We start from the raw sequence: 17,413 nt of genomic DNA on the forward strand, positions 1-17,413 counted from the left end.
GGTGCTATTGTCCGCGTAAACTGTTTTTCAGTAATCGTTGCGCTGCGGGGTTGGCAGGATGGTGGAGACGATCAGGGGGGAGAAGCCGGATGCTGCCGCGCCTCGGGGGAGGGCGTGGCGGCGCCTGTGCGCGCTGTTCGGGCTGGCGGTGCTGGGCCTGCTGCCCATGGCGCAGGCCGCGACCCCGGTCCTGAGGGTGCTGACCTGGCCCGGCTATGCCGATCCCGACCTGGTCGCTGTTTTCGAGAAGCGCCACTCCGTCCGCGTGGAGATCACCACCGTTGGCTCCGACGACGTGCTGCGCGCCAAGCTGACCGACCCCCGGGGGCCGGGCTTCGATGTGGTGGCCGCCAACACGGTGGAGATCGCCCAGTTCGTCGCGCAGCAGCAGTTGGCGCCGCTGAAGATGTCCGACATCCCGAACGCCGCGCGCCAACTGCCGCGTTTTCGCAAGCTCGACGCCATCGCGGGCCTGGCCCACCAGGGGCAGGTGTATGCCGTGCCCTACACGTATTCGGAAATGGGGCTGATCTACGACCGCCAGCAGTTCAGCGAACCGCCCGAGTCCCTGTCTGTGCTGTGGAACACCCGCTGGCAGGGCCGCGTGCTGGCGTTCGATGGCAGCAGCCACGGCTTCGCGCTGGCCGCCATGCGCCTGGGGCTGCAACCCTTCCGCATCGCCGAGGGGCAGTTTCCCGCCGTGGCGCGCAGCCTGGTGGAGCTGCGCCGCAACCTGCTGTCGTTCTACACCCTGCCCGAGGAATCGCTGGATCTCTTTCGCCGCCATCGCGTGGCCGTGATGCATGCCAACTACGGGCAGCAGCAGCTCAAGCAGTTCCAGGACGCCGGGCTGGACGTGGGCTACGTGGTGCCGCGCGAAGGAGCGCTGGCCTGGCTGGATTGCTGGGCCATCTCCAGCCGCTCGGTCCAGGTGGACCTGGCCACGCAGTGGATCAACTACATGCTCGATCCCCAGGTGAGCCGCGAACTCACGCGCCGCCAGGGCCTGGCCAACACGCTGGAGGAGCCCGCAGGACTGGCCGGCGGCGCGGTCAAGGGGCCCATCGTCTGGCTGGAGCCGGTGGAGGATGCCGACCGCCGTGGCAAGCTCTGGCAGCGCATCGTGTCGGGCGACCGGCCGGAGAGGTTCTGAGTGCGCTGGAGAATCGGCGTTCGCCTGGGGGTCTTGCTGGCCTGCTTCAGTGTGTTCGCGGCGCTGCTGGTGGGCTATTTCACCTTCGTCTTCGCGCGCGACATGCTCAACGACCGCGCGCAGCGCTCGCTGCTGGCGACCACCCAGATCCTCTCCCAGCACATGCGCACCGGGTTTGCCACCGTGGGGCGGGATGTCGCCATGCTCGCCAACCTGACGGCGGGCTCGCAGGCCGTGGCGCAGGGCGGTGCCCACCCCGAGGCGCAGGCCCGCGACCGCGACATGCTGGCCAGCGTCTTCAAGGCCGTGCTGAGCGCGCGCGCCTCGTACCAGCAGATCCGGCTGATCAGCGCGCACGACCATGGGCTGGAGCTGGTCCGGGTCGAGCGCTCGGGCTCGGGGCTGGTGCGCGTGCAGGGCGGCGCCCTGCAGGAAAAAGCCCATTTCCCGTTCGTCTACGAAACCTTGAAACTGGGCCCCGGGAACACCTATGTGTCCGAATTCGGTATCAACCACGAGGGGGACCCCGGCAGTGGCGCCGAGCAGCCGGTGTTCAGCATGGCCACCACCGTGGTGCATGACGGGCAGGTGGTGGGGGTGCTCGTCATCCGGGTGGTGGCCGAGGAGTTTTTCTCCCATTTCAGCTCCGGCCTGCCGGCGCCCTATGGCTTTTTCCTGACCAACCGCTGGGGCGATTTCCTCATGCACCCCGACCGCGGCCAGACCTATGGCTTCGACCGGGGCCAGCGCATCCTGGCCCAGGACAGCCTGGCCCCCGTGGGCCAGATCGTGCAGGGGCGCAGCCAGCATCTGGTGATGGCGCAGGACGGCGTGGACGGCAGCCCGCAGGCCTTCGCCTTCGTGCGCATGCCCCTGGGTTTCCAGGACGATGGGCGCTTCCTTGTGGTGGGGCTGTCCCAGCCCATGTCCGTGGTGCAGGGCGAGGCGGTGGAGCTGGGAGGCAATATCGTGCAGATGCTGCTGCTGCTGTGCCTGGTGGGCGTGCTGCTGGCGGCCTGGGTGTCGCGCGTGGTCACGGGGCCGCTCAACGCGATGGTGCGGGCCACGCAGGCCTTCTCGCAGGGGCGCGCCCATGGGCAGCTGCCCATCGAGCGGCAGGATGAGCTGGGCGAGCTGGCGCGCAGCTTCAACGACATGGAGCAGCAGATCGGCAGCCAGATGGCCGAACTCAACGCCAGCCGCGATGCCATGGCGCACCTGGCGCACCACGATGCCTTGACCGGCCTGCCCAACCGCCGCATGTTCGAGCAGCGCCTGGCGCAGGCGCTGGAGATGTCGCGGCGCACCGGCCGGCCCTGCGCCCTGCTGTTCGTCGATCTGGACGATTTCAAGGCCATCAACGACAACCTCGGCCATGCCATGGGCGACGCCGTGCTGCAGGCGGCGGCCCGGGCCATCGGGGGCGCCGTGCGCCAGACCGATACCGTGGCCCGGCTGGCGGGCGACGAATTCACCGTGCTGTGCGAGAACGTCGATTCGGAAGAAGCCGCCCGGCAGATCGCCACCAAGCTGCAACAGGCTTTCGAGCCGCCACTGGACATCCATGGCAAGCCCTATGCCGTGCGCGCCAGCGTGGGGCTGAGCCTTTTCCCCCGTGATGCCCAGGACGCGCACACGCTGCTTTCCAGCGCCGACGCCGCCATGTACCACGCCAAGCTCCGGCGCCGCGAGGGCCTGGAGTAACGCGCACCCTACACAACCCCACCGCACCGATGCCCATGACCTCCATCTTCGACCAGAACCTGCCCCGCAACGCCGCCAACTTCGCGCCCCTGTCGCCGCTGGGCTTCATCGAGCGCACCGCCGAGGTCTACCCCGACCGCCTGGCCATCGTGCACGGCGGCCTGCGCCAGACCTGGGCCCAGACCTACGCGCGCTGCCGCCAGCTCGCCAGCAGCCTGCGGCGGGCCGGCATCGGCAAGAACGACACCGTGGCCGTGATGCTGCCCAACACCCCGCCCATGGTGGAGGCGCATTTCGGCGTGCCCATGGCGGGCGCCGTGCTCAATGCACTCAACACCCGCCTGGACCCGGAGGCCATCGCCTTCATGCTCGACCATGGCGAGGCCAAGGCCGTGATCGTGGACCCCGAATTCGCGCCCACCCTGGCCAAGGCCCTGGCGCTGCGCCAGTCCACGGCGCCGCTGCTGCTGATCGATGTCGAAGACGAGGTCTACGGACCCGCGCTGCAGAAGGTTGGCAGCACCACGTATGAGGCTTTCGTCGCCGCTGGCGATCCGGCGTTCGCCTGGGAACTGCCCGAGGACGAATGGGATGCCATCGCGCTGAACTACACCAGCGGCACCACGGGCAACCCCAAGGGCGTGGTCTACCACCACCGGGGCGCGGCCAGCAACGCCATCAGCAACGTGCTGGAGTGGGACATGCCCAAGCACGCCGTCTACCTGTGGACGCTGCCCATGTTCCACTGCAACGGCTGGTGCTTCCCCTGGACGGTGGCGGCGCGCGCGGGCGTCAACGTGTGCCTGCGCCGCGTCGAGGCCCAGGCCATCTTCGATGCCATCCGCCACCATGGCGTCACGCACTACTGCGGCGCGCCCATCGTGCACGGTTTGCTGGTGAATGCGCCCGATGCCATGAAGGTGGGTGTGCCCGCAGGCGTCAAGGCCATGGTGGCGGGCGCGGCGCCGCCGGCCTCGATGATCGAAGGCATGGAAAAGATGGGCTTCGATCTCACGCACGTCTACGGTCTGACCGAGGTCTACGGCCCGGCCACCGTGTGCGCCAAGCACGAGGCCTGGAACGCGCTCGACATCGGCGAGCGCGCGCGCCTGAACGCCCGCCAGGGCGTGCGCTACCACCTGGAGCGCGACGTGCGCGTGCTCGACCCCGAAACCATGCTGCCCGTGCCGCAGGACGGCGAGACCATGGGCGAGATCATGTTCAAGGGCAACATCGCCATGAAGGGCTACCTGAAGAACCCCAAGGCGACCGAGGAGGCCTTTGCCGGCGGCTGGTTCCACAGCGGCGACCTGGCCGTGCAGTACCCCGACGGCTACATCAAGATCAAGGACCGCAGCAAGGACATCATCATCTCGGGCGGCGAGAACATCTCGTCCATCGAGGTGGAGGACGTGCTTTACCGCCACCCCGACGTGCTGGCCGCCGCCGTGGTGGCCAAGCCCGATCCGAAGTGGGGCGAGACGCCCTGCGCCTTCATCGAGCTCAAGGCCGGCGCCGCCACCACGCCCGAGGACATCGTGGCGCACTGCAAGAAGCACCTGGCCGGCTTCAAGGTGCCGCGCGCCGTGGTGTTCGGCGAGCTGCCCAAGACCAGCACGGGCAAGATCCAGAAGTTCGAGCTGCGCAAGCAGGCGGGTTCGGCCGGCGCGATCGACGTGTGATCGCCGTGCCAGGCTCCGCCGTGTGTGATCGCACCTGATGGCACCGTGACCCCCGCGCCGTCCTACTGGATGCTGGCCGTGTCGCTGCTGGGCGGCATCGGCCTGTTCCTGCTCGGCATGACCATGCTGACCGACGGCCTCAAGCTGGCCGCCGGCCGGGCGCTGGAGCGCATTCTGGCGGCCTGGACGCGCACCCGCCTGCACGGGCTGGCCACCGGCGTGCTGCTGACGGCGCTGGTGCAGTCGTCCACGGCCATGACCGTGGCAGCCATCGGCTTCGTCAACGCCGGGCTGCTGAGCTTCACCTCGGCGCTGTGGGTGGTGTTCGGCTCCAACGTCGGCTCCTCGGTCACGGGCTGGCTGGTGGCGTGGATAGGGTTCAAGATGAAGATCGACGCCTTCGCCCTGCCATTCATCGGCCTGGGCATGGCGCTCAAGCTCACGGGCGAGGGCACGCGCCGAGCGGGGCTGGGGATGGCGCTGGCGGGGTTTGGCGTGCTCTTTCTCGGCATCGACATGCTCAAGGATGGCTTTGGAGGGCTGGGCCCCCAGGCTTTGCCCCAGCTCGACGGAACCCTGCCGGGCGTGCTCCTGGCGGGCCTGCTGGGCATTGGCCTGACGATCCTGCTGCAAGCCTCGTCGGCCACGCTGGCGCTGGTGCTGACGGCCGTGGCCGGGGGCATGATGCCTGTCGAGGTCGGGGCGGGCGTGGTGATCGGGGCCAACGTCGGCACCACGCTCACCGGCATCCTGGCGGCCATCGGCGCCACGTCCAATGCCCGCCGGCTGGCGGCGGCGCATGTGCTGTTCAACGTGGTGACGGCCGTGGTGGCCGTGGTGGTGCTTTCGCCCTTGCTGCGGCTGATCCATGCCATGGGGGTCTGGCTCACGGGCAGCGGCGATGCCGTGACGCAGTTGGTGCTGTTCCACACCCTGTTCAACCTGCTGGGCGTGCTGCTGATGTGGCCGCTGTCCGGACCGCTGGTGCGCTTTCTGCTCGCGCGCTTCGGATCATCCGACGAGGACGCGGCGCGCCCGCGCTACCTGGACCGCAACGTCGCGGCCGTGCCGGTGCTGGCCCTGCAAGCCCTGCGGCACGAACTGGCGCGCCTGGGCCATCTGGCCATGCAACTGGCCCGCGAGGCCACGCGCCTCAACCCGGTGGCGCTGCCCTGGGCCGCGCCGGTGCCCCAGGCCGATGCGCGCCTGGGGCGCCAGCTCCAGTCCATCGAGCAGTTGCAGTTGCAGATCGGCAAGTTCGTGAGCGAAACCAGCCGGCGGGCCATGCACAAGGAGGTGGCCGCCCAACTGCCCGAACTGCTGCGCATCGCCACGCATTTCGACACCCTGGCCCGCGTGATGCACCATGTGGGCGTGCAGGGCAACCACACGCCGCGCGCGGAAGAGCCACCCGGGCTGTCCCTGCTGATCCTGCCCGGGATGCCGGAGCGCCTTCCCGCCGAGGCGCCGCCGCCCGGGGCCGACATCGTGGCCTGCGTGGTGCCGGTCTTCACGGCGGCCGAGGCCTTTTTCACCGCCGCCGACCCGGAAGGCCCACGCCTGGGGCCGGGCGGGGAGTGGCTGTTGGGCGAGGAGCGCGCGGCGTTCGAGGAGGCCTACCAGACCGCGAAGGCCGCGCTGCTGCATGCCGGCGCGGGGGGCGGGGTGGATGTGAACGCCGTCTATGGCTGGCTGTCGCGGCTCAGCGACCTGCGCCGCGCCGTGGAGCAGGGTTACAAGGCCATCCAGCGGCTGGCGGCCTTGCCGGAGCTTTCCGCGCTGGCCGATGGTGGCCCGCCGGACATGGACTCGGTCGAGTAAGTTGCTGTTTTGCTACTTATTTAGGAGCTAATGGCGCCCATGGATAGGGCGCCAGAGGCGATTTTTACCCTCAATCACCCATGACTACGCCCTCGCGGCGTGGGTCGGCGCCGCCCAGCCACGCCGGCCGGCCCTGGGCCTGGCTGCGCTGCAGGGCCTGCAGGCCGCTGGTCATGTTCATCTCGCGCACCTCGGCGCCGCGCGTGCGCAGCTGCTCCACCGTGGCCGGCGGGAAGCGTTTTTCCTCCAGCAGCGAGGGGCCGTTGAGCGAGCCGAAATTGGGCAGGTTGATCGCCTGCTGGGGCGACAGGCCCCACTGCAGCGCGCCGTACAGTGTCTTGGCCGTGTAGTGGATGATGAGCGCGCCGCCGGGGCTGCCGCCGCTCAGCAGCACCTGGCCCGTGGCCTTGTCGAGCACCAGCGTGGGCGCCATGGACGAGCGCGGGCGCTTGCCCGGCTGCACGCGGTTGGCTATTGAAGCGCCTTGCGCGTCGGCGGGGGCGAAGCTGAAGTCGGTCAGTTCGTTGTTCAGCAAAAAGCCCTTGACCATCTGGCGCGCGCCAAAAGCGTCCTCGATGGTGGTGGTCATGGCCAGGGCGTTGCCATGGCCGTCGACGATGCTGATGTGGCTGGTGCCGTACTCGGGCTGGTCGGGCATGGGGGCCAGGCTGGTTTGCGTGCCGCCGGGCTTGCCGGGCTGGGCCACCTTCATGCTCTGCGCGCCAATGAGCCGGGCGCGGCTGGCGAGGTAGGCCGGGTCGAGCAGGCTCATCCAGCTGCCACCCGGGGGCTGCACGAAATCGGGGTCGGCCACGTAGAGCGCGCGGTCGGCGAAAGCCAGGCGGGATGCCTCGGTGTAGAGGTGCAACCAGTCCGCCGTGGGCAGGCCGTCCTGCAGCGGCAGGTTGGCGGCGTTGGTGTGGTTCAGGATGCCCAGGATCTGCCCCACGGCGATGGCGCCCGAGCTCGGCGGCGGGAAGCCGCACAGGCGGTAGTCCTGCGCGCGGGCGCGGTAGTCCATGCACAGGGCCTCACGCTTCTTCGGCTGGTAACCGGCCAGGTCGGCCATGCTGAGCTTGCCGGGGTTGGTGGGGTGCTTCTGCACCTTGTCCACGATGGCCTGGGCGATCTCGCCCTCGTGCAGGGCCTTGCTGCCCTCGGCCGCAATCTTGCGCAGCACGGCGGCCAGTTCGGGGTTGCGCAGGTTGAAGCCCACGTCGCGCGCGTCGCCGTCGGGCTTGTAGAAGTAGGCGGCGGCGACCGGGTCCTTTTTCAGGTGGGCGTCGCCCTTGACCAGCGTGTACAGGCGCGGGCTGACCTTGAAGCCGCCTTCGGCCAACTGGATGGCGGGCTGGAACAGCGCCGCCCAGGGCAGCTTGCCGTGCTGGTGGTGCGCCATCTCCAGCATGCGCACGGTGCCGGGCACGCCGACCGAGCGGCCGCCCACCACGCCGTCGTGGAAGGCCAGAGGCTTGCCGCTGGCATCGAGGAAGAGCTTTTCGTCGGCGGCAGCCGGCGCGGTCTCGCGCCCGTCATAGGCCTCCACCTTGCCGCCGCTGGCATGCAGCAGGAAAGCGCCGCCGCCAATGCCGCTGGACTGGGGCTCGACCAGCGTCAGCACCATCTGCACCGCGATGGCCGCATCCACGGCCGAGCCGCCGGCCTTGAGCACCTGGTAGCCCGCGTCGGTGGCCAGTGGGTTGGCGGCGGCCACGGCGAACTTGCTGGTGGTCCAGCCCGGCTTCTCGGTGTAGCCCGAGGCGGCCTCGGGCTGGCTGGGCGCGGTGTAGTGGAAGGACGGGGCGCTGGCGCAGCCGGCGAGCGCGGCGGCCAGGGCCAGCAGGGCCAGGGGACGGTGGTGCATGGCGGTCTCCAGGAAAGGGGAGGGGCCATGGTAATGCGAAGCGGCGCGCGGCGTGCGGGCCAGCGCGGCCCCGCCATGGAGGCTGCGCGATGCTTGAAGTGTTTTTGGCCCCTGGGGCTTTCTGGGTAAGCGCTAATAGCTATAAAAATAATAGCGTCTGAATCATGCGGGTTCGGGCCCGGGGTGGCCGTCCGCCACCTCGAAGCGCGCCAGGGAACGGGCGCCGCTGTCGGCGCGCAGCGGGTCCTGCACGGCGCGCAGGGTGGTGGTCCAGCGCGCGGGGGTGATGTCGGCCAGGCCGTAGCCGCGCTCCTCGCAGCGCGCCAGCAGCACGTGGGGGTTGTGGCGGGCGACGGCGTCTACCTTGTCCTGCGTGGTGCCCGAGCGCGAACTGATGGACGTGCCGCAGAACTCGCTGGCCAGCGCGGGCGCGTCGGGCCGTTCGGCATCAAGGGGCACGCGGCAGACGTAGTTCTGGTGGATGTCGCCGCCCAGCACCACGGTGTTGCGCGGCGCGTGCCCGGCGATGGACTGCAGCAGGCGCTGGCGCGCGGCGGGGTAGCCGTCCCAGGTGTCGGTGGCGCGCAGGCCCGACGGATAGAAGCGTGGCGAGAACAGCGTGGTCTGCGCCAGCACGCTCCAGCGCGTCTGCTGGCGGGCGTCCTGCGCCAGGCCGGCGTCGAGCCAGCGCTCCTGGGCCGTGCCGAGCGGCGTGCGGGCCGGGTCGGCGAGCGCGGCGCAGTCCTCGGGCCGCACCGCGCCGGCGCTGCGCGCGGTGGGGCGGCGGCAGGCCTGCGCATCGCGGTGCTGGCGCATGTCGAGCAGGTGGATGTGCGCCAGGCGGCCCCAGGCCAGGCGGCGGTGCAGGGCCAGGCCGTGGGCGCCGAGGGTGTGGGCGCGCAGTGGCATGTGTTCGTAGAACGCCTGCCATGCGGCGCTGCGCAGCGCCAGGAAGGCGCCGGGATCACCCCGCCCGGTGGCGCCGGCGTAGTCGTTCTGCACCTCGTGGTCGTCCCAGACCACGGCCCAGGGGCAGGCGGCGTGGGCGGCCTGCAGTAGCGGGTCGCTCTTGTAGAGCGCGTAGCGGTCGCGGAAGTCGGCCAGCGTGGTGGCGTGGCGCAAGGTTTGCACGCGGGCCAGGCCGCTGGCGTGGGCCGGCGAGGTGTATTCGTAGATGTAGTCGCCCAGGAACAGCACGAGGTCGGGGGCGTCCTGCGCCAGGTGGTGCCACGCGGCGTAGTGGCCGTGCTCCCAGTTCTGGCACGAGGCAAAGGCCAGGCGCAGGCGCGCGGGCATCTGGTCGGCGGCGGGCGCGGTGCGCGTGCGGCCCGTGGGGCTCGCGGCGTCGCCGTGCAGGAAGCGGTAGTGGTACCAGCGGCCGGGCGCCAGGCCGGCCAGCTCGACATGCACGCTGTGCGCCAGCTCGGGCAAGGCCGTGGCCGTGCCGTGCTGCACGATGCGCCGGAAGCCCTCGTCCTCGGCCAGTTCCCAGCGCACGGTGAGCGGACCGGACGCCGCGCCGGGCTCGGCGGGCAGCAGCCGCGTCCACAGCACCATGCCGTCGCTCGTCGGGTCGCCACTGGCCACGCCCAGGCCGAACGGGTCGTGCCGCAGCGTGCCTTCGGCCCAGGCCCAGCGGGGCAGGGCGGCCGCGCCGGCCACGGAAGCCGCATGGCGCAGGAAAGCGCGCCGGTCCAGGCCAAGGAGAGTGTGCGCAGGCATGGAGGGATTCAATGACCGATGGCGCTGCGTGCGGCGCTTGAAATCGGCGCGGCCCAGGCCAGCAGACGCCGCGCAAGGGCCGCCCCGCCGCGCTGGCGTCGTCCCCCCTCCCGCGAAGCGCAGCGGAGCGAGAGAGGGGGGAAGGAGCGCAGCGACACAGGGGGGTGTTCTTGCTACGCCGCCATGACCCGGTTCTTGCCCGAGCGCTTGGCCAGGTACATGCCCTGGTCGGCGCGGCGGATGGCCTCGGTGCTGGTTTCCGTGCTGGTGATCTGGGCCACGCCAGCGCTGAAGGTGATGAGGACCTTCTCGTTGTTGCGCAGGAAGAAGCGCGTGGTCAGCTCGCGCTGCAGGCGCTGCATGGCCTCCACGCCCTGGGGCAGGGCGGTGTCGGGCAGCACCACGACGAATTCCTCGCCGCCGTAGCGCGCCAGCATGTCCTGCGGGCGCATGACCTCGCGCACCACGTTGGCCAGGTGCACCAGGGCGGCGTCGCCGGTGTCGTGGCCCAGCCGGTCGTTGATCTGCTTGAAATTGTCCACGTCGAGCAGCGAGACGCACAGGGGCGTCTCGGTGCGCCGGGCGCGGGCGATCTCGCGCTCGATCACCTCGTCCAGCCCCTTGCGGTTGAGCGAACCGGTCAACGGGTCGTGCCGTGCCTGGGCGCTCACGCGGTCGAGTTCCTGTTGCAGGCGCGCCATCTCGGTCTGCTTGCGCTCGGTGCGCTCGCGCAGGTCGGTGAGTTCGTCGCGCACCACGCGGCTGTCCAGCGCCATGCTGCGCGTGGCGCCGACAACTTCCTTGAGCACCGGGGTGATCTCCTGGAGCGAGGTGGCCTGCGCGATCTGCTCGGCGTAGTGCTCCATCTTGTCCTGGTAGCCGCTGCTGGCCTGGGTCATGGCCGAGAGGCGCTCGATGAAGGTGGCGAGCATTTCCTTCATCTGCTCCTGGGCCTCGACCATGCGGCCCTTGGCCTCGGTCTGCTTGAAGATCACGTCCTTGAGGCGGCGCTGCACGTCGTCGAGCCGGCGCAGCGTGAGCGGCTGGGCGGTGGCGGCGATGAGGGCCTCGGCCTGGCCATGCAGCCAGCGGTCGTCGATGCTCAGGGCCGCGATGTTGGTGAATACCATGTGCAGCAGTTCGAGCAGCGTGGCGCGGATGGCGGCCTGGTCCTCGGCGGCGAACGAGAGGCGGAAGCTGAAATTGGCCAGCATGAGCTGCAGCGTGCTCGACGGGGGCGCGGGCTGGCGCAGGAACTGCACCAGCTGTTCACCGAGCAGATGCACGCGGGCGTCGTCGCTGCTCAGGCCGTGCAGGGCGTGTTCCACCAGCCGTGCCATCTGCTCGGCCAGATCGGGCGCGACGACGGTGGATGTGGCGGCCGGGGGGGCGGCCGCGGGCGCCGCCGAGGCGGACGGGGCGGCCGCCGGGGCATGGTCGGTGTCGAGACTGGCCACGGAGGTGCCCGCGCCGAGCTTGGCGTAGCCTACCAGCACACTTTGCAGGGCCGGCCAGTCGTTCTGCGCCACGGCATGTTCGAACTGGTCGAGCAGGCGTTTCTGTGCGGGAGTCTGTCCAGGGATCACCCGTAGGATCTGCCGCAGCGGTCCTTCGGGAAAGGGGGGTGGTGTGATGTTGCCGGAGATTTCGTCGTACAGCGCCTGGTAGTTGTCAGGCGTGGGGGGCAGACGGCGCAGGGCCAACTGCCGGAGGGTTTCGCGCGCGATTTCCGAGGGGGATCTTTCGGCCATGAAAAGGCAGCAGGTCGGGGAGTAAACCGTGAGTGTGACAGAGGCGGCGGGGCTTGAACAGGGTCATCCCGGCAGGGCTGGCATGGAGCGTCCCTGTTCGAACTGTGCGACGGGCATGGGTCGGGCGAAGGCGTAGCCCTGGAGCACGTCGCAGCCTTGGCTTGCGAGGTAGTCGGCCTGTTCCAGCGTTTCCACGCCCTCGGCCGTCACGTCCAACCCCAGGCCGTGGGCCATGCTGACGATGGCGGTGACGATAGTACGGCTGTGCTCGTGATGGGGCAGATCGCGCACGAAGCTGCGATCGATTTTGAGGCGTTTCATGGGCAGTTGGCGCAGGTAGGCCATGGAGGAATAGCCCGTGCCGAAGTCGTCAATGGCCAACTGCACGCCAAGCTGGCTGAGCCTGTGCAGGATGTTTGCGCCTGCGTCCATGTTGTCCATCAGCACAGTCTCTGTCAGTTCAATCTCCAGCAGGCGCGGTGCGAGCCCGGTTGCGCGCAGGATATCCATGACGGACTCCAGGAATTGGGCGTCGTGTAACTGGCGGGCCGATACGTTCACGGATATGCGCAGGGGCGCCGTGGATTGCCAGCGTGCCGCGTCGGCACAGGCGGTTCGCAGCACCCAATAGCCTAGTTCCACGATCAGTCCGTTGTCCTCGGCCACCGCGACGGCTTCCAGCGGCGGTACGACGCCCAAAACGGGGCTTGTCCAGCGCAGCAGCGCTTCGGCACCGACCATGGTGCGGTCGTGGGCTGAGAACACGGGTTGATAGTGCAAGGACAGGCCCTTGCTGTCCTGCAGCGCCAGGCGCAGCTCCTTTTCGACCGCCAGCCGGCGCAGCAATGCTTCGTTCATCGCCGGGTCGAAGCGTTGGCAGCGGTTCTTGCCCAGATCCTTGGCACGGTACATGGCGGTGTCGGCATGGCGTACCAGGCTGTCCATGTCCTGGGCGTCGAGAGGGAAGGTGGCGATGCCGGCGCTGCCTGTGACCTGTAGCGCTTGGCCTGAATCCGCGAAGGGCGCCTGGAAGGTGCCGATGATTCGCTGGCCGTAGCGTTCGAGAAATGCCTCGTCGAAGTCTTCCGACAGGATGAGGGCAAATTCATCGCCGCCCATGCGGCATATCACGTCACTGGCACGCACCACGGTCTGCAGGCGCTGTGCCACCTGCAGCAGCAGCGCATCGCCTGCGGCGTGGCCATGCGTGTCGTTCATGGTTTTGAAGTTGTCGAGGTCGAGTAGCACCAGGGCCACGCTGCCGCCTGTCTGTTGGGCATGCGCTATTTCGGTGGTCAGCCGTTCGTTGAAGGCGTGGCGGTTGCCAACGCTGGTGACAGGATCGGTGTGTGCGAGTACATCCAGCCGGGTTTCGGCATCGCGCACTGCTGCACGGCTGCGCAGCACCAGCAGGGAGGCCAGTCCCATGGCGCCCAGTGCGATCAGCAGTGCGCTGAAGAAGTGGACGGCTAGGCGCTTGTAGACCTCCTGCATGGATTTGCGCAGATAGATCCATCCGCCAGGTTTCTGTTGTGGTCCGATGGGGTGGATCAGCTGCAATTCGTGAAGGCTGGCCTGGTCGGCTGCGCCAGCCATGGCCAGTGACGGCAGGCTGGTGGGTAGTGGGGGTTGACCGTCACGCAAGAAATCGGCGAACAGGGAACCGTCGGCGCGGTAGACACCGGCCACCAGCACCATGGGGGATGCTTGCAGCGCCTGCAGCATCTCGCGGGCGGCGCGGGCGTCGTCGAAGACCAAGGTTGCCGATACGTTGTCGGCCACGATGGCGGCCTCCACGCGGCTGTCCTGCAGTGTTGCGTGGCGGATACCCCAGTACTCGAAGGCTGTCAGTAGCACCACTACCAGCAGCAGAGCCAGGCCCGTGGCAGTCATGCCGGTCAGTACGAGCCGGGAGGTGAGATTCGCGGGGATGTTGTCTGGGCTGGATGGCCGTTTCATCGTACCGTCCTTGCGAGCCGCAGCAGACGGGAGCTGATCGTCAGTCCTGCACGGTTGGCAGCGGTGTTGTCCACGTCGAAAACGATGCGCCCGCCTTGTTCCACCAGTCCGATCATGACGCCGGCCCGCAGTGCGGTTGGATCATCCGAGAGTGTCAGCACGCCGCGTCGGCCATGCAGTAGCTGTTGGGTGGGGCGCTCCAGGTCGGTGCCCTGCAGCACCAGCATGCGGCATTCCTGGGCATTGCCGGGGTCGAATAAGCGCACGCGCACCTGCTGGCCATTGGGGGCCTCCTTGCCGTGCAGGGCATGGAGCGGGCGCACCAAGGGACTGAAAGCAGAAACGCACAGGCTCCAATCCTTCGCTCCACCTGGGCTGTCAGTTGGCCATTCGACGAACTGGATGAAATTGAGGATGTAGGCCGCCTTCATGTCATGCTCCGACACCGATTGTTGCGCCCATGCTTGGCGGTGCCATGCCGGGGCGCAGGCTAGCAGCAGAAGTAAATACCAGGACACCCGGAGCAGCATGGAAGGCATGGCTCAGAACGCATGCGTGAGTTTCACGCGCAGGCTTCGTCCATCCTGCTGGAGAGCGTTGCCGCGGATTTCGAACGATACCGGGTCGGCATGGTGCCGGTTGAACAGATTGCGGATGCCGACCGACAACTCCGTGCTGCCTGCCAGCTTGGCGGTGTATGTTAGGTGTGCCAGCAGATGGCCGGTGACGGGAGCGCCCGGGCTCAGGCGGGGAGCCATGCCGGTGATTTCAAGGCCCAGGCGGCCGTTCATCCAGGGGGCACCCTGAAAATTCCCGAAGGGACCGGACCACTGCAGCTTGACCAGGTGGCGCGGGGCATTGACCAGAGGCTCGCCGGTCAGCGTGTTGCGTGCCCTTTGCCAGCCGTAGGCCGCCTTGATTCGCAGGCCGTGGCCCCACCGGTGCTCGATTTCGGCTTCCATGCCATGCACGCGCGCCATGGAGATATTGCTAAACGTCAGCCGTGACAGTGCGGGGATTTCGTCCAACGCGATCAGGTTGTGCACTTCGGAGTGGAAGGCTGTCAGCAGCATGCGGGTAGCGATGGTGGGCACATGCTCAATGGCCAGTTCGGTCGTGCGCACGCGCTCCGGGCGCAAAGGTACGCCGGAGTCGACCACGCCACCGGGCTGGTCCAGGCGATAGTCCTGTTCGTAGGCATTGGGCGGACGGTAGGCGGTGCCATGCAGCAGCTTGACCGTGGTCGAGGGACTGGCCCAGTGCACCAGTCCCAGCCGGGGATGGATGCTTCCGCCCTGGCCAGCTTGGTGGTCGTAGCGTAGGCCGGTGTGCAGGGCCAGGTCGGGGCGCAGGGCCCATTCGTCCTGGAGGTAGGCGGCCAGTACCTGGCCTTTGCGGCGCGTATCAAGGTAGGTGGCGGTGGGGGCTTGGTCGGCATTGAATTGTGCGATGTGAGTGTCGCGGCGGTAGTCCAGTCCCCATGCCAGCTTGTGCAGGGCTAGGGTGGTGCTGACCCATTGCAGTTCGGCGCCCCACCACTGCCCTTGAGCCGAATCGTGGTTCACCGTGATGGGTGGGTAGTCATAAACGTAATCGCCCGCATAGCGGTACCGACCAGCATGCAGCCGGGTCGTCAGGTCGATGCCGGGCGCCAGCTTTGCGGTGTATTCGGCGGCCATGCGAGTGTTCTCGTCCAGGGTGAACGATCGGGGATCGTTGAAACGCTGGGAAAAAGCGGCCGTCGGGATGCCCTTGATGCGTTCACCGTGAGCAAGGGAAAGTGATAGTCCTTCATGCCGCATGCGCGCGAACACCCGGGTGCTGCGGTCGTAGTCCAGTCCGCTCGCTACACCGTGGTTGTCGTCGGGAGTGTCATACAGGGGAAAGTAGAGGTCTTTGCCGCGTTCGCTGGATCGTGCCACCGACACCAGCCACCTGGTATCCCTTGCATCTACCGTGCTCCAATTGCCCTGCAGTCGGCCGTGGCCCTTGCTGCCGATTTCCATGCTGGCGCTAGCGCCAGCGAGTTGGGTGAGGTCCTTGGTGATGACATTGACCACGCCGAAAAAGGCATTCGCGCCGTAGATGGCAGAACCGGGGCCGGGCAGGAATTCCACGCGCTCAATCAGATCGGTATCGATGATGAAGTCGGTGCCAATGGCGGCCTGGTCATAGACGTTGTCGTTGTAGCGCACCCCGTCCACGAGCAGGAGCACCCGGGTGTTGTAGTCTCCCGGTGTGGCGAAGCCTCGCATGCCCAGATAGTGGTAGCTGCGGTCGTAGCTGGTGTAGAGCCCGCGCATTCCGTTCAAGATGTCTGCCAGCGTGCGGTAGCCGAAGGTGCGGATGTCGTCGGCAGTGACCACGCTCATGGCGGCCGGTGCTTCCAGCAGTGTCTGGGCATAGCGGCTCGCCGTGCGCACTTCCATCTGCATGAGTGTCTCAAGCGGCAGGCCGGCGATGTCGTCACCATGCGCTGCTGCATGGCTGGCATTACCGGCGAGCAGCGCAACGGCAAGCAATACCAAGCGCAGGGAGCCACGGGGGCAAGAGAGGGTAGGCCTGGCTGGATTTCGGAGCGTGGGATGCATTTGGGATGGCGCGCAATCGGGGCATGGTGCACCGGTGCAACCCTGTGTGCCGACCGTTCATGCCAAGGGGCATGGGCTGCATGTAAGAAATTGCAACGATTGCGGCATCATAGCCATCCTGCTCTGTCGAGGGATGGGGGGATGCCCACCCCTCCTGTGCCGGGCAGGGGAGGGGGGCACGAGGTCAGTTGACCATGACCAGCTTGCCCTGGACGCTGCGTGAGCCCATGCGGGCGTAGGCCGCGGGCAGCTCGGCCATGGGCATGGTGCGGTCGATCACCGGCTTGATCTTGCCCTGCGCGTACCACTGGGCCAGTTCCATCATCATGGCCGCGTTGGCCTTGGGTTCGCGCTTGGAGAATTCGCCCCAGAACACGCCCACGATGGAGGCGCCCTTGAGCAGCGGCAGGTTCAGCGGCAGCGCGGGGATGGGACCGGAGGCGAAACCCACCACGAGGTAGCGGCCGCGCCAGGCGATGGAGCGGAAGGCCGGCTCGGCGAAGTCGCCGCCCACCGGGTCGTAGATGACGTCCGGGCCCTTGCCGCCGGTCAGGCGCTTGAGAGCCTCGCGCAGGTCTTCGTTGCTGTAGTTGATGGTGGCGTCGGCACCCAGCGAGGTGCACAGGGCGCATTTTTCATCGGTGGAGGCGGCGGCGATCACCGTGGCGCCCATGGCCTTGGCGATCTGGATGGCCGCCGTGCCCACGCCACCGGCCGCGCCGAGCACCAGCACGGTCTCGCCGGCCTTGAGCTGGGCGCGGTCCACCAGCGCGTGGTGCGAGGTGGCGTAGATCATGATGAAGGCGGCCGCGTCCACGTGCGGGAAGCCGGGCGGCAGGGGCATGCACAGCGCGGCCGGGGCGATGGTGTGGGTGCCGAAGCCGCCGGTGCCCGACAGGCAGGCCACGTTCTGGCCAGGTTGCAGGTGGGTCACGCCCTCGCCCACGGCCTGCACCACGCCCGCGTATTCCGAGCCGGGCACGAAGGGCAGTGGGGGCTTCATCTGGTATTTGTTCTGCACGATCAGCAGGTCGGGGAAATTCAGGCTGGCGGCCTTGATCTCCACCAGCACCTCACCGGCCTTGGGGGCGGGAGTGGGCAGTTCGGTCCAGGTCAGGGCTTCGACGCCCGTGGGGTTGGTGCATAGCCATGCGTGCATGGGATGT

The 17,413-nt window shown here is 68.2% G+C and carries 11 protein-coding genes; 4 read left to right on the forward strand and 7 right to left on the reverse strand.

Annotated elements, in window-relative coordinates:
* Positions 1-58 precede the first annotated feature (58 nt).
* From D8S75_RS16265 to D8S75_RS16280, 4 genes are read left to right on the forward strand one after another with little or no spacing between them, the layout of a single operon-like run.
* Positions 59-1,153, forward strand: coding sequence for an ABC transporter substrate-binding protein (locus D8S75_RS16265; protein ID WP_119967422.1), 1,095 nt, complete (start codon positions 59-61; stop codon positions 1,151-1,153).
* A complete protein-coding gene (locus D8S75_RS16270) occupies positions 1,154-2,857 on the forward strand; it encodes a diguanylate cyclase domain-containing protein (RefSeq protein ID WP_119967423.1) in 1,704 nt (567 codons plus the stop codon).
* Between the two features lie 35 nt (positions 2,858-2,892).
* Positions 2,893-4,539: an acyl-CoA synthetase gene (locus D8S75_RS16275; RefSeq protein ID WP_119967455.1), complete on the forward strand. Its 1,647-nt coding sequence runs from the start codon at positions 2,893-2,895 to the stop codon at positions 4,537-4,539.
* 24 nt (positions 4,540-4,563) lie between these two features.
* Positions 4,564-6,360, forward strand: a complete 1,797-nt coding sequence (locus D8S75_RS16280) for a Na/Pi cotransporter family protein (protein WP_232829080.1) — start codon at positions 4,564-4,566, stop codon at positions 6,358-6,360.
* A gap of 70 nt (positions 6,361-6,430) precedes the next feature.
* On the opposite strand, the gene D8S75_RS16285 is transcribed toward D8S75_RS16280, so the two are convergent.
* The 7 genes from D8S75_RS16285 to D8S75_RS16320 form a co-directional block, all read right to left on the reverse strand.
* A complete protein-coding gene (locus D8S75_RS16285; protein WP_119967425.1) occupies positions 6,431-8,224 on the reverse strand; it encodes a gamma-glutamyltransferase family protein in 1,794 nt (597 codons plus the stop codon).
* 162 nt (positions 8,225-8,386) lie between these two features.
* Positions 8,387-9,946: an alkaline phosphatase D family protein gene (locus D8S75_RS16290; RefSeq protein WP_119967426.1), complete on the reverse strand. Its 1,560-nt coding sequence runs from the start codon at positions 9,944-9,946 to the stop codon at positions 8,387-8,389.
* 173 nt (positions 9,947-10,119) lie between these two features.
* Positions 10,120-11,697: a GGDEF domain-containing protein gene (locus tag D8S75_RS16300; protein WP_119967427.1), complete on the reverse strand. Its 1,578-nt coding sequence runs from the start codon at positions 11,695-11,697 to the stop codon at positions 10,120-10,122.
* A 63-nt stretch (positions 11,698-11,760) separates the two neighbouring features.
* Entirely contained in the window at positions 11,761-13,656 is a 1,896-nt protein-coding gene (locus D8S75_RS16305; protein WP_119967428.1) for a putative bifunctional diguanylate cyclase/phosphodiesterase, read from the reverse strand.
* Complete coding sequence (locus D8S75_RS16310) at positions 13,653-14,195, reverse strand: YfiR family protein (protein ID WP_119967429.1); 543 nt, start codon at positions 14,193-14,195, stop codon at positions 13,653-13,655. Before D8S75_RS16310 ends, D8S75_RS16305 begins: the two co-directional genes overlap by 4 nt.
* Before the next feature lie 3 nt (positions 14,196-14,198).
* Complete coding sequence (locus tag D8S75_RS16315; protein WP_232829081.1) at positions 14,199-16,184, reverse strand: TonB-dependent receptor plug domain-containing protein; 1,986 nt, start codon at positions 16,182-16,184, stop codon at positions 14,199-14,201.
* 247 nt (positions 16,185-16,431) lie between these two features.
* Entirely contained in the window at positions 16,432-17,406 is a 975-nt protein-coding gene (locus D8S75_RS16320) for an NADPH:quinone oxidoreductase family protein (RefSeq protein WP_119967431.1), read from the reverse strand.
* Between the last annotated feature and the right edge of the window lie 7 nt (positions 17,407-17,413).

Origin of the sequence: Simplicispira lacusdiani (genome assembly GCF_003604195.1) — a bacterium.
GTDB classification, from domain to species: domain Bacteria; phylum Pseudomonadota; class Gammaproteobacteria; order Burkholderiales; family Burkholderiaceae_C; genus Simplicispira; species Simplicispira lacusdiani.